Origin of the sequence: Dietzia papillomatosis NBRC 105045 (genome assembly GCF_001570845.1) — a bacterium.
GTDB lineage: Bacteria > Actinomycetota > Actinomycetes > Mycobacteriales > Mycobacteriaceae > Dietzia > Dietzia cinnamea.
The window spans coordinates 41,397-53,543 of record NZ_BCSL01000026.1 but is presented as its reverse complement, the minus strand read 5'-3'; the positions used below and the strand labels follow the sequence as shown (position 1 = coordinate 53,543).

Sequence of the window (12,147 nt, the reverse complement as noted above, 5' to 3'; positions counted from 1 at the left end):
AGCCAGCAGCCCCATGGCCCGCGACCACCGTCACCGATGGGTGGGAACCCGTTCGATGTCGCCGCCGAGCGAGCGGACGTTGCCCACGAAGTCGGAATACCCGCGGTCGATGTGGAACACCTCGCAGACCTCGGTCACGTCATCCGCGCACATCCCCGCGAGCACGAGCCCGGCGCCGGCGCGGATATCGCTCGCCCAGACCGTCGCCGAGTCCAGGCGCTCGCGACCGACGATCTTCGCGTGGTGACCGTCGGTCTCGGCGTCGACACCCATCCGCACCATCTCCTCGACAAAGCGGAATCGGGCTTCGAAGAGGTTCTCGGTGACCACCGAGACCCCCTCGGAGACCGAGGCGAGGGCGATCGCCATCGGCTGGAGGTCGGTCGGGAACCCGGGGAACGGCAGGGTCCGGATGTCCCGCGCCCGGGGTCTGCCCTCCTGACGGACGCGGATGTGGTCGGGTCCCGTCTCGACGTCGGCACCCACGGCGCGGAGGTTCTCCAGCACCACGTGGATGAACATCGGGTCGATCCCGGTGACGGTGACGTCCCCCCGGGTCATGACCGCGCCCATCGCCCAGGTGGCGGCGACGATCCGGTCGCCGATCACCCGGTGACTGACGGGAGTGAGCTCGTCGACGCCGCGGATGGTGATGGTGCTCGTCCCCGCGCCGCTGATCTGTGCGCCCATCTCGTTGAGCAGGTCGCAGATGTCCACGATCTCGGGCTCGCGGGCGGCGTTCTTCAGCACGGAGGTGCCCTTCGCCAACACCGCCGCGGTCACGAAGGTCTCGGTCGCGCCGACGGAGGGGAAGCTCAGTTCGTAGCTCGCGCCCCGGAGCTCGGTGGCCTCGGCGACCAGGCGACCGTGGTCCATCCTGGTGCGGGCGCCGAGACGATTGAGCCCGTTCTGGTGCCAGTTGAGGGGGCGGCTCCCGATCGCGTCTCCGCCCGGCATCGCGATCACGGCCCGGTGGTGGCGGCCGACGAGGGGGCCCAGGATGCACACCGAGGCTCGGAGTCGCTGGGCTGCCTTGTCGTCCGCGATGTGCCCCGGTTCGGCGGGCGTGTCGATCACCACGGTGTCGCCGGAGATCTCGACGGTGCACCCGAGGTGCCTCAGCACATCGGCCATCGCCGGCACATCGGAGATCGAGGGACAGTTGGTCAGCGTCGTCCGGCCCTCGGCCATCAGGGCGACCGCCATCAACTTGAGGACACTGTTCTTGGCCCCCGCGACGGAGATCTCTCCGGACAGTCGGGTGCCGCCTCTGACGAGGAAACTCTCCTCGCGGGACGTGGGATTACCGCTCACGCGTCCACCCTAGGCGAGACCGCCGGGCCGTCCTCCGACCGCGGGGCCCCGCGGCCACGTAGGTTGACTCCCATGGCTGTTCATCTGACCAAGATCTATACCCGCACCGGCGACGACGGATCGACCGGATTGTCCGACTTCTCCCGGGTGAGCAAGAACGACCCTCGGCTCGCGGCGTACGCGGACTGCGACGAGGCCAACGCCGCCATCGGCGTGGCCCTGACCGTCGGCGGACTCGACGAGCGCGTCGCCACCGTGCTCAGGACGGTGCAGAACGATCTCTTCGACGCGGGCGCGGACCTGTCGACCCCCATGGTGGAGAACCCCAAATACCCGCCGCTGCGGATCGAGCAGTCCTACATCGACCGGCTCGAGGGCTGGATCGACGAGTTCAACGCGGATCTGCCGGACCTCACGTCGTTCATCCTCCCCGGCGGGACCCCCGGGGGCGCGTACCTCCACGTCGCGCGCACCGTCGCCCGCCGTGCGGAGCGGGCGGCGTGGGCTGCCGTCGAGGCGTTCCCCGAGACCACCTCGGTCCTGCCGGCCAAGTACCTCAACCGGCTCTCGGACCTGCTGTTCGTGCTGGGCCGCGTCGCGAATCCCGAGGGCGACGTGCTGTGGGTGCCGGGCGGCGAGCGCTGACGCGTCCCGCGCCCGCTCTACGCCGCGCGGCTCAGGGCAGGGCGCCCATGCGCCGTGCGGCGTTGACCGCCTCGAAGCGGGTGTGCGCGTCGAGCTTGCGCATCACCGATCGCAGGTAGCTCTTCACGGTCTCGGCACCGATGCCCATGTCGGCGGCGGTCTCGATGTTCGTCTTGCCCTGGGCGACACACGCCAGCACGTCGAGCTCGCGGCGGGAGAGGCGCGCGGTGGGCATCTCGGGCGGCGGCGAGACCATCTCCGCGCAGATCCGTTCGAGCTCCGCGCGGACGTCGGGATCCTCGGTGCGCGAAGCGAGCATCCGGAGGCGGGCGTGGGTCTCGCGCATCCGCTCGTTGGACAGCACGTCGTCCCAGCGGCCCTCACCGGAGCCGGGACCGACCGGGGCCGAACCGCGCGCCGCCAGCGCGTCGTTCACGGCGATCTCCTGCTCGAGGGCGCGCGCGGTGGCGGCCATCTGGTTGAGGACCTTCTCGCCGAACCGCACCGACGAGTGCACGCCGGCGTAGATGACGGCGCGCACGTCCTTGCCCACCACCACCGGGATCGCGGCCATGGACCGCAGACCCTCGGAGAGCACCGGGAGGTCGTACTCGTGGGTGATGACGCCCGCGCGCGGGTAGTCGGCCACGCCGACCGGCTTGCCGGTGGCCATGACCTTCCCGCCCACACCGGCGCCGTAGTGGACCTTGAGGTCCTTCATCGCCGAGGTGCGCATCCCGAGCGATTCGGACAGCACGAGCGTGTGTCCCTCGCCGACCACTCCCCCGATCGTCACGGGGATCCCGGTCGCCTCACGCAGGGCCGCGATAGCGCTGCGCACCGAGGCGAGGTCACGCTTGCGCCGCTGGGCATCGCCCGCTGCGCTCGGGCCGCGGCCCGCATTCTCCTCGTCCACGAGGTCTCCTCCCTCGTTCGGTGCAGCACCCCCACCGCGGTCGGTGCAGCACCCCCACCGCGGTCGGTGGGGCCCCTGTCGGTGCGACACTTCGCCGTCGTCAGCGCCACTATACGCACGTGGACGGGGTGATGCCGAACAGGAACATGAGACGACCGTCAGGTCGACGGGGGTAGTGCGCCGGGCGTTCCCACGCGGAAGACACTCAGGGAGTGAAGGCTGGATCGAATGCCTCGGGATCCTCGGGATCGGCGAGCATCGCCGCGGTCCCGGTGAGGGGTGCCGCGCGCTGTTCGTCGTAGATCCACTCCTCCACGTCACTGGAGTCCGGGTCACCGATCAGGTACGGGTGCAGGCCCAGGCCGGCGGCGGGGTCGACGTGCTCACCGGGCGTCAGAACGGCCTCATCGAGGAAGCGCGTCACCTCGTCGTCGTCCATCCCCACGCCGATCACCACCAGGCCGTCGGGTCCGGATCCCCCGGCGCGCAGCTCCAACCGGCGGCCCACCAGGGCCACCTCGTAGCGTCGCGGGCCGTCCGCGTCCGCCAGGGTCAGCGTGCCCTTGGCTCGGTAGGCGCCGGTCGGCGGCGCGGAGACCGCGGCGAGGAACCGGCGCGGGTGGAGGTGGCCGGCGGGCGCGACGGTGACGGCCGTGTAGCCGTCGTGGAGGTGGGAGTTGTTGTGCGCGTCGCCGCCCGGCGCGTGTCCCCCGTCCGGCGCGGCGGTCGACGCGGTGCGGGGCGCGGCGGGTTCCAGTCCCAGGAGCAGCCCGGCCGGCACGGCGGCACGCACCGCGGGTAGCACGGCCACGCGCGGGGCGTGGGCGCGGATCGTCGCGCGGAGCTCGCCGAACCGTTCACGGGTGACGAGGTCGCATTTGTTGACGACGACGAGGTCGGCCTCCGCCAGGTGCGCCGCCAGACGCGGGTGGCGCTCCATGGCGTCGTCGAGGCCCTCGGCGTCGACCACCTGGATCATCCCGGCGTGCCGCACGACGTCGCGCGGCACGTCGTGGACCATCCGCGACAGCACCGACGGCTCGGCGAGTCCGCTGGCCTCGATCACGGCCAGGTCCAGACCCATCCCGGGATCGGCCAGCCGACCCAGCGTCCCGGCCAGTTCGCTGGCGTCGACCTCACAGCACACGCAGCCGTTGGCGAGGGAGACCATCGAGTCGACGCGGCCGGCCACGGCGGTGGCGTCGACGTCGATCTCGCCGAAGTCGTTGACGATCGCCGCGATCCGCAGCCCGGGCGCGCCGGAGAGCAGGTGGTTGAGAAGGGTGGTCTTGCCCGCGCCCAGGTAGCCGGTCAGGACCAGTACCGGCAACGGCTCGCCGGGGGCGCGGCGGGCGTCCGTACGCCCGTCACCGCCCCCGGCGAGGTGACCGTGCGCGAGACGGTTGCTCAGCGCTTCCACTCGGGCTTCCGCTTCTCCGCGAACGCGGACATGCCCTCGGACTGGTCCTCGGTGGCGAACAGCGCGTAGAAGGCGTTCTGCTCGGCGAGCAGCCCCTCCTCGAGCGTGGTCTCGAAGGAGCGGTTGACCGCCTGCTTCGCGGCGATCGCGGTGGTCTTGCTCATGGAGGCGATCTTGTCCGCGACCTTGCGGGTCTCCTCCAGCAGGTCGGCGGCGGGCACGACGCGCGCGACCAGGCCGGATCGCTCGGCCTCGTCGGCGTCCATCTGTCGGCCGGTGAGGCACAGGTCCATGGCCTTGGCCTTGCCCACGGCGCGGGTCAGGCGCTGGGAGCCGCCCATGCCCGGGATCACGCCGAGGGTGATCTCCGGCTGGCCGAACTTGGCGTTGTCACCGGCGATGATCATGTCGCACATCATCGCCAGCTCGCAGCCGCCGCCCAGCGCGAAGCCGGAGACGGCGGCGATGATCGGGGTGCGCGCGGCGGTGAGGCGCTTCCAGTCACCGAAGAAGCGCTCGAGGTAGATGCCGGGGTAGGACTTGTCCTTCATCTCCTTGATGTCCGCGCCGGCCGCGAAGGCCTTCTCGGATCCGGTGATGATGATGCAGCCGACGTCGGGGTCCGAGTCCAGGCCCTCGACGGCCTCGACGACCTCCTTCTCCATGGCGCTGGACAGCGCGTTGAGCGCCTTGGGGCGGTTGAGGGTGATGGTCGCGACCCGGTCGGTCTGCTCGACCAGGATGTTCTCGAACTGCTTCTCGGTCACGGACATGCGCGTCTCCACTCTGTGTCTGCCTACGATTAGTTGGAAGTCCTTGTAAAAACTCCGGGTCCGATGCTAGCCGGTCAGCGCGCGAGCGGCCCGCCGTTCCACAGCCCCGACCGTACGGCCTCTCCGTGGTCGACGGTCGCCTCGCGCGCCTCGGGCACGAGCGGTGTGTACCGCACGAGCGATCCCCAGTCCCGGTCCCAGTCGTGCTCGAGGTAGGTGGGCACGGTCTCGCCCTCGAGCAGCAGCTCGATGAAGCCGAGCGGCCCTCCACCGTCCCACGACTGCCATGTGTTGGTGGAGCTCACCGCGAGACCGCGGTCGGGAAGGACGCGGTATTCGGGCAGCTCGTGGATGCCGGCGTACTCATCGAACGGCCGCAGGCACGGCACGTGGAACGCCACGGCCCAGTCGGGCAGGACCGGTCGGGTGTCCCCGACCAGCTCCTGCATCGTCACGAGCTCCGGCATGCGCGGCGGGGTGAATGCGATCCAGCGCGACGGGTCCGGGTCGAGGTCGCGCACGACCAGCCGGATCGCGGTGGTGTCGTCGGGCAGCGTATCCACGGGCACGCGCAGGTTGCGCCATGCCGGGGCCGGGCCGATGTCCAGGGGAAGGACGGAGCCGGCGATCTCGGTGCCACCGCCGGTCGCGTACTCGACGCGCAGGGCGTCCGGGGCGAAGGAGCCGGCCACGGCGATGGTGACGAGCGGGTTCTCGTCCGACCGCGCGGGCAGCGGATACCAGTCGGTGGTCGTCTCGGCGTTGAACTGCGCACCGGTCTGGTGGCTGCCCAGGACGGGCACGCGGGCGGGGTCGAGACCGAACGGCAGGACGGCGTGGCTGCCGTTGATGCCCTCTCCGGCGCGGACACCGCCCTCGGTGCCGGCGGTGGTCGACGTGGTGTCGGAGCTCTCGCCGGTGCCCGGGGTGTCGGTGTCGACGTCCTGCGTCGCCGTGAGGTCGGTGGGGATGCCGTCGGGCTCGAACCGGATCGCCTCGGCCCCGGCCTCGAGCTGGTCACGCGGCTCGCTCATGGGCGCGAGGAGGCCCGCGTTGGCGTCCGGCTCGGCGAGGACCGCGTCGGCGATGCCGCACGGCTTCCCGGACAGTGCGCGCAGGTTCTGGAGACCCACCGAGTAGGCGGGGTACTGGTTGCGGACGGCCGCGGCCATGGAGGCGACGATGATGACGACGACGAGGGCGGCCGCGAGCCCGAGCGGGGCCCGCGAGATCTCGCGGGCGAAGCGACGGAGGGGCCCGCGGTCGCGGTCGGGCCGCTGCGGCCGGGTCCGCGTGACGAACGGCTCGCGGTAGTGCAGCACCAGCGCGGCCAGGAGAGCCAGCAGCATGAGGCCGACGAACACCGAGGACAGGGTGACCCCGGCGACGGCCGGCTGGGCGCCGCCCCACGGGATGCCGTAGATGGAGATGTACCACCAACCGTTGGTGGAGGTGAAGCTCAGCGCCAGGACGAAGAACACGGCGGCAAGGAACAGCATGCGGTTGCGTAGCGAGCGCGTCGCGGTGGGCAGGACCGCCATGGTCACGAGGGCGGCGAGCGCCGCACCGATGGTCGCGAACGCGCCGAAGTGGTGCGTCCACTTGGTGGGGTTGAGCGCCATGAACGCGATGGAGATCGCCGCCAGGCCCACGATGCGCCGGGCCGGCCCGATCGCCACGCCGGGGACGCGTCCCTTGCGGAACAGTATCGCCGCGCAGGTGATGAGCGAGAGGAACATGGTGAGCACCGCGAACCGCCGCGCGAGCGAGCCGTCCGGGGTGGGGTTCATGAGCCACTCGTAGCGCCACACCTCCTCGAACCAGCGGCCGGTCGGCCCGACGTCGCCGAGCAGCGCCGACGACTGGAGCGTGGTGACCAGCGGCTGGTCCAGGAAGATCAGGTGCAGTACCCCGAGCACCGCGGCCAGCAGGGGCGCCACGGTCGGGACCCACCCGTCGCGCCGCGCCCGCCGGATGATGAGCAGCAGCAGCGGGCGCGAGGCGGCGATGATGACGGCGATGCAGAACGTGCCCGTCGGCGCCGCGGACAGGGTGAGCCCGCCGATGATGAATCCCGTCGCCGCCGGCAGCAGTCGGCCGGTCGCGAGGGCCCGTTCGAGCGAGACCCAGGTGGCCAGCACGCCGAAGGCGATGATCGGCTCGGGGCGCAGGCCGTTGTTGTAGGTGAGCCAGAACGCGAGGAAGACGGCGGCGGTGCTCCACCGGACGGCGGGCGCTCGACGAGCGGCGATGCCCAGGCGCGGGATGACCTCCCGCGAGAGCAGGATCCACGATCCGATGCCCAGCAGCAGGGCGGGCAGACGGAGCCAGATGCTGCCCAACGACACCGCGCTCATCAGGGTGTAGAGGTAGTACGGCATCCCGAACGGGGCGTAGGGGGCACCGTAGTAGCGGAACACCTCGGGCATGTAGCCGCTGGAGACCGCCGCGCGCGCCTCGGTGAGGATGTAGCCGTCGTCGGCCGTGTTGGCGCCGATGACGTGCCACACGAGCAGGGTGCCCACGACGAGCACGTCCAGCGGTCGCGGCTTCCACCAGCCCGGCGGGAGGATGCGGCGGGCCACCCGTCCGTCACGCAGGTCGAGCCGGTGTAGTGCGACCAGCGCGACGATGATGGCGAGGATGCCCACGACGATCGCGATCTGCTTGAGCGCCGTCGCCTGCGTGGTGTAGCGGGAGTCGACCGTGATGTCGACGGACATGCCCTCCGGGGCCGCGCCCTCCAGATCGGTGAAGACGCCCACCACCTGGGGTCGCAGGTCGCGGTCGATGCGGCCACCGACGCCCTGCCCGTCGACGGAGAGTCCGGTGAACTCGGCACCGATCGAGCCGGAGTCGGCGATGACGCGGATGCTCGAGCAGCCGCCGGGCGCGGCGACCGCCTCGGTCGGAGCGGAGGCGATGAGGACGTTGCGGCTGCGCACCTCGACGTTAGGGCCGGCCACGGACACCATGAGGCCGCGCGCGCCGGCGTCCTCCCCCGCCTCGCGCGGCGCGGTGGAGACGAGGACCCCGTCCTCGCGGCCCTGCTCGCGCAGCTCGGTCACCGCCGAACACGGGAGTTCCACCTCGATGTCGAGCGGGTAGTACGCCACCAGGGGCGCGGTGACCGGGTCGAGGGTGCCGCCCTCGGGCCAGCTGATACTCGTCGTGGTCTGCGTGACGGGGAGCAGCGGCACGACGATCGCGAGCAGGATGCCGATCAGTCCACTGACAGCGGCGATGATCCCCCACCGAGGTCCCGACTGGGTTCTCTCCGGCACGACAGGGACCTCGCTGGCAGTCGATGGCATGGCGTCCACGCTATAACGAGGGGTCGACGATCCCCGAAACGACGAACGCGCCGGAGGGATAACCCTCCGGCGCGTCATGTCCGTGGTGGCCAGAGTCGGGATCGAACCGACGACCTTCCGCTTTTCAGGCGGACGCTCGTACCAACTGAGCTACCTGGCCATAAGACCACCGGCGCACCCGGTGAAACCGAATGCGCCGGTTGCCTCTGGCGACCCTGACGGGACTTGAACCCGCGACCTCCGCCGTGACAGGGCGGCGCGCTAACCAACTGCGCCACAGGGCCGTGCTCTCCGCACGAGAAAGAACATTAGTGGACGCCGCCGTCGATGCGCAAATCGGGCCCCGGTCCCCCGGTCGTGCGCTGGTCAGCGCCGCGTTCGAAGCGGGGCGCCCCCGATCCCGAGGGGGGCGCGGTGGCGCCATCGTCGCGAGGCACTGAACGCACGAGGTCCCGGCCACCTGCTCGGTGACCGGGACCTCGACTGTGTACCCCCTACGGGATTCGAACCCGCGCTGCCGGCGTGAAAGGCCGGTGTCCTAGGCCGCTAAACGAAGGGGGCCTACGCCACGTCCGGGATCGCCGGTCCGCAGCGCGCTCCAGTGTAGGGCACCGCCCGCCGGGCGGATAAACCAACCGGGAGGCGGGGCGGTATCGTGGCCGTCGCCCCTATAGCTCAGTTGGTAGAGCTACGGACTTTTAATCCGCAGGTCGTCGGTTCGAGCCCGACTGGGGGCACCACCGCGGTCGCCTGGTCGGCTGCTCGTCACCGATTTTGGACGCGTACGCCGACCACTGGGACACTTGATCCATGTCCGCCCCCACCGCCACCGCCTCCCCCGCGCTGCGCATCGGCCCGCTCGAGCTCGCGTCGCCCGTCGTCCTCGCGCCGATGGCCGGGGTCACCAACGTCGCCTTCCGCACCCTGTGCCGCGAGATCGAGCGGGAGCAGCAGGGATCGGTGTCGGGACTGTACGTGTGCGAGATGGTCACCGCCCGTGCGCTGGTCGAGCGGCAGCCCGCGACCTTGCACATGGCGACGTTCGCGTCCGACGAGTCGCCCCGCAGTCTGCAGCTGTACACGGTCGACGCGGAGTACACGTACGCGGCGGCCAGGATGATCGTCGACGAGAACCTCGCCGACCACATCGACATCAACTTCGGATGCCCGGTCCCCAAGGTCACCCGGCGCGGCGGCGGATCCGCGATCCCCTACAAGCGCCGCCTGTTCCGGTCGATCGTGGCGGCGGCGGTGAGGGCCACCGAGGGCACCGAGATCCCCGTGACGGTCAAGATGCGCGTCGGGATCGACGACGAGCACCACACTCACCTCGACGCCGGTCGGATCGCCGTGGAGGAGGGCGCCAAGGCGGTGGCGCTCCATGCGCGGACCGCAGCCCAGCGGTATTCGGGGGAGGCGGACTGGTCGCAGATCTCGCGACTGGTCGAGCACGTCGGCGCGGTATCGGACGTGCCGGTTCTCGGTAACGGCGACATCTTCTCCGCCGAGGACGCGGTGCGGATGCGCGAGCAGACCGGGTGCGCGGGCGTGGTGATCGGCCGCGGTTGTCTCGGCCGTCCGTGGCTGTTCTCCGAGCTGGCCGCCCGCCTCGCGGGCCGCGAGGCGCCGACCCCGCCCACTCTCGGAGAGGTCGCCCGGATCATGTACCGCCACGGCGAACTCCTCGCCGAGCACCACGGCGAGGACAAGGGCATGCGGGACATCCGCAAGCACGTCGCCTGGTACCTGCGCGGGTTCCCCGCCGGGTCGGAGAAGCGGGTGGCCCTGTCCGCCGTCCGCACCCTGAACGATCTCGCCGCGATGCTGGCCGACCTGCCGACTGACGAGCCGTTCCCCGCGGACGGCTACGGACCGCGTGGGCGGCAGGGCTCGCCGTCGAAGGTCCTGCTGCCCGAAGGGTGGCTGGACGACCCCGAGGACGACGCGGTGGCGCTCGCCGGCGCGGACGCCGAGAACTCCGGGGGCTGACCCCCGGGGTGACCCCGAGTTCACCGGGCGTTCACCGTGAGCGGAGATCACCGCGCTGACATGGGCGTATGCTGGCGGTATGCGTCTTGTCTACTCCGAAGAACTCGCGGATCTGGCCACCTCCATGGCCCGGATGTGCTCCCTCGCGACCGATGACATGGAGTTGGCCACCCACGCTCTGCTCCAGGTCGACCTCGTCGCCGCGGAGAAGGTCCTACAGTCGTCGTCGGAGATGTCGCGGCTGGCGACCGAGAACGAGGAGCGCGGTTTCGCGCTGCTCGCCCTCCAGGCCCCGGTAGCGCGTGACCTCCGCCAGGTGGTCACGTCGATACAGCTGGTGCAGGACCTGGTCCGGATGGGCACCCTGGCGGGCCACGTCGCCAAGATCGTCCGCCGGCGCCATCCCGAGCCGGTTCTGCCAGAGCCGGTCAACGGCTACCTAGCGGAGATGGGCCGCGTGGCCGTCGCCCTCGGCCGCTCGGCCACCGAGGTGCTGCTCAACAGGGACCCCGAGCAGGCCGCGACCCTGGCACAGCAGGACGATGCGGTCGACGACCTGCGTCGCCACCTGTTCACCCTGCTCACCGTTCGCGAGTGGAAGTGGGGCGTGGCCTGCGCGGTCGACGTGACCCTGCTGGGCCGGTACTACGAGCGGTTCGCCGACCACGCGGTCGAGGTCGCGCAGCGCGTGATCTTCCTGGCGACCGGCGAGTACGCCACCACCCCCGAGAGCGATCCCGAGGAGCCGTCGCCGTCGAGCGAGGAGCTGGTTCGCCGCTTCAACGAGACGGACCGTGCCTTCAAACAGCGGATGGCGCAGCACGAACCGGATGAGGACGAAGGGTCACCACAGGGGTCCTGACCAGCGGGTGGCGCGCCACACGCGTCACGCACGACGAAGACCGCCCCGTCCCGGGGTTCCGAGCCCGGGGCGGGGCGGTCTCGTGTGTGGCGGGATCCGGCTGGTGCCGCGAGGCGATCCGGGTCGTGGTCGGCTCAGCCGAAGCGGCCCGAGACGTAATCCTCGGTCTGCTTGTTCTCGGGGTTGGAGAAGATGCGCTCGGTGGAGTTGACCTCCACGAGCTGCCCGGGCATTCCGGTGGCCTCGAGGGAGAAGAACGCCGTCTGGTCGGACACACGGGCGGCCTGCTGCATGTTGTGCGTGACGATCACGATGGTGAAGTCGTTCTTGAGCTCGGCGATGAGATCCTCCACCGCCAGGGTCGAGATAGGGTCGAGAGCCGAACAGGGCTCGTCCATGAGCAGTACCTGGGGCTCGATGGCGATCGCGCGGGCGATGCACAGACGCTGCTGCTGACCGCCGGACAGGCCACCGCCCGGCTTGTCGAGACGATCCTTGACCTCGTTCCACAGGTTGGCACCGCGCAGCGACTTCTCGGCGACCTCGTCGAGGGTCTTCTTGTTCTTCACGCCCTGCAGACGCAGACCCGCGACGACGTTCTCCTTGATCGACATCGTGGGGAACGGGTTCGGGCGCTGAAAGACCATCCCGATAGTGCGGCGGACGGCGACCGGGTCGATCTTCTTGTCGTAGATGTCGACTCCGTCGAGCTTGATGGAGCCCTTCACCGAAGCACCGGGGATCTCCTCGTGCATCCGGTTGAGCGAACGCAGCACCGTGGACTTGCCGCAGCCGGAGGGGCCGATGAACGCCGTCACGGAGCGGGGCGGAACATGGAGGTTCACGTCCTTCACGGCGTGGAAGTCGCCGTAGAAGATGTCGACGCTCTCGAGGTCGAGTCGCTTGGCCATATC

General features: G+C 70.5%; 9 protein-coding genes and 4 tRNA genes. 4 read left to right on the top strand and 9 right to left on the bottom strand.

Annotated features, from left to right (window positions below):
* Positions 1 to 30 precede the first annotated feature (30 nt).
* Entirely contained in the window at positions 31 to 1,314 is a 1,284-nt protein-coding gene (gene murA, locus DPA01S_RS10595) for a UDP-N-acetylglucosamine 1-carboxyvinyltransferase (RefSeq protein ID WP_007627009.1), read from the bottom strand.
* A gap of 72 nt (positions 1,315 to 1,386) precedes the next feature.
* Between murA and DPA01S_RS10590 the strand changes: the two genes are divergently transcribed.
* The gene (locus DPA01S_RS10590; RefSeq protein ID WP_061916078.1) at positions 1,387 to 1,959 is read left to right on the top strand and encodes a cob(I)yrinic acid a,c-diamide adenosyltransferase; all 573 of its coding nucleotides are present in this window, start codon (positions 1,387 to 1,389) and stop codon (positions 1,957 to 1,959) included.
* Positions 1,960 to 1,990: 31 nt separating this feature from the next.
* Here the strand turns inward: DPA01S_RS10590 and DPA01S_RS10585 are convergent, their stop codons facing one another.
* The 7 genes from DPA01S_RS10585 to DPA01S_RS10555 all read right to left on the bottom strand — a co-directional run bounded on the left by DPA01S_RS10585 (position 1,991) and on the right by DPA01S_RS10555 (position 8,943).
* Positions 1,991 to 2,875 carry a LuxR C-terminal-related transcriptional regulator gene (locus DPA01S_RS10585; RefSeq protein WP_061228985.1) on the bottom strand — a complete coding sequence of 295 codons (885 nt, stop codon included), beginning with the start codon at positions 2,873 to 2,875 and terminating at the stop codon, positions 1,991 to 1,993.
* 205 nt (positions 2,876 to 3,080) lie between these two features.
* Entirely contained in the window at positions 3,081 to 4,295 is a 1,215-nt protein-coding gene (locus tag DPA01S_RS10580) for a CobW family GTP-binding protein (RefSeq protein ID WP_061228986.1), read from the bottom strand.
* A complete protein-coding gene (locus tag DPA01S_RS10575; RefSeq protein ID WP_061228987.1) occupies positions 4,283 to 5,068 on the bottom strand; it encodes an enoyl-CoA hydratase in 786 nt (261 codons plus the stop codon). The genes DPA01S_RS10580 and DPA01S_RS10575 overlap by 13 nt, the downstream gene beginning before the upstream one ends.
* A gap of 74 nt (positions 5,069 to 5,142) precedes the next feature.
* Entirely contained in the window at positions 5,143 to 8,382 is a 3,240-nt protein-coding gene (locus DPA01S_RS10570; RefSeq protein WP_061916087.1) for an arabinosyltransferase domain-containing protein, read from the bottom strand.
* 83 nt (positions 8,383 to 8,465) lie between these two features.
* Positions 8,466 to 8,542 (bottom strand) — tRNA-Phe (locus DPA01S_RS10565).
* A gap of 47 nt (positions 8,543 to 8,589) precedes the next feature.
* Positions 8,590 to 8,666 (bottom strand) — tRNA-Asp (locus DPA01S_RS10560).
* Positions 8,667 to 8,870: 204 nt separating this feature from the next.
* A tRNA-Glu gene (locus DPA01S_RS10555) sits at positions 8,871 to 8,943 on the bottom strand.
* Positions 8,944 to 9,046: 103 nt separating this feature from the next.
* On the opposite strand from DPA01S_RS10555, the gene DPA01S_RS10550 reads away from it, so the two are divergent.
* The 3 genes from DPA01S_RS10550 (at position 9,047) to phoU (ending at position 11,233) form a co-directional block, all read left to right on the top strand.
* Positions 9,047 to 9,122: transfer RNA gene (locus DPA01S_RS10550), tRNA-Lys, on the top strand.
* A 70-nt stretch (positions 9,123 to 9,192) separates the two neighbouring features.
* Positions 9,193 to 10,371, top strand: coding sequence for a tRNA dihydrouridine synthase DusB (gene dusB, locus DPA01S_RS10545; protein ID WP_061228988.1), 1,179 nt, complete (start codon positions 9,193 to 9,195; stop codon positions 10,369 to 10,371).
* A 79-nt stretch (positions 10,372 to 10,450) separates the two neighbouring features.
* Positions 10,451 to 11,233 (top strand): phosphate signaling complex protein PhoU, encoded by a 783-nt coding sequence (phoU, locus tag DPA01S_RS10540; RefSeq protein WP_061228989.1) that lies wholly within the window; start codon positions 10,451 to 10,453, stop codon positions 11,231 to 11,233.
* Positions 11,234 to 11,367: 134 nt separating this feature from the next.
* Here phoU and pstB read toward each other — a convergent pair whose 3' ends face one another.
* Positions 11,368 to 12,144, bottom strand: a complete 777-nt coding sequence (pstB, locus tag DPA01S_RS10535) for a phosphate ABC transporter ATP-binding protein PstB (RefSeq protein ID WP_061228990.1) — start codon at positions 12,142 to 12,144, stop codon at positions 11,368 to 11,370.
* Positions 12,145 to 12,147 lie beyond the last annotated feature (3 nt).

Bases quoted from the DNA above. Each gene is read 5' to 3' on its own strand.
- DPA01S_RS10590 (WP_061916078.1), top strand. From the start codon at position 1,387: ATGGCTGTTCATCTGACCAAGATCTATACCCGCACCGGCGACGACGGA.
- DPA01S_RS10575 (WP_061228987.1), bottom strand. From the start codon at position 5,068: ATGTCCGTGACCGAGAAGCAGTTCGAGAACATCCTGGTCGAGCAGACC.
- DPA01S_RS10570 (WP_061916087.1), bottom strand. From the start codon at position 8,382: ATGCCATCGACTGCCAGCGAGGTCCCTGTCGTGCCGGAGAGAACCCAG.
- dusB (WP_061228988.1), top strand. From the start codon at position 9,193: ATGTCCGCCCCCACCGCCACCGCCTCCCCCGCGCTGCGCATCGGCCCG.
- phoU (WP_061228989.1), top strand. From the start codon at position 10,451: ATGCGTCTTGTCTACTCCGAAGAACTCGCGGATCTGGCCACCTCCATG.
- pstB (WP_061228990.1), bottom strand. From the start codon at position 12,144: ATGGCCAAGCGACTCGACCTCGAGAGCGTCGACATCTTCTACGGCGAC.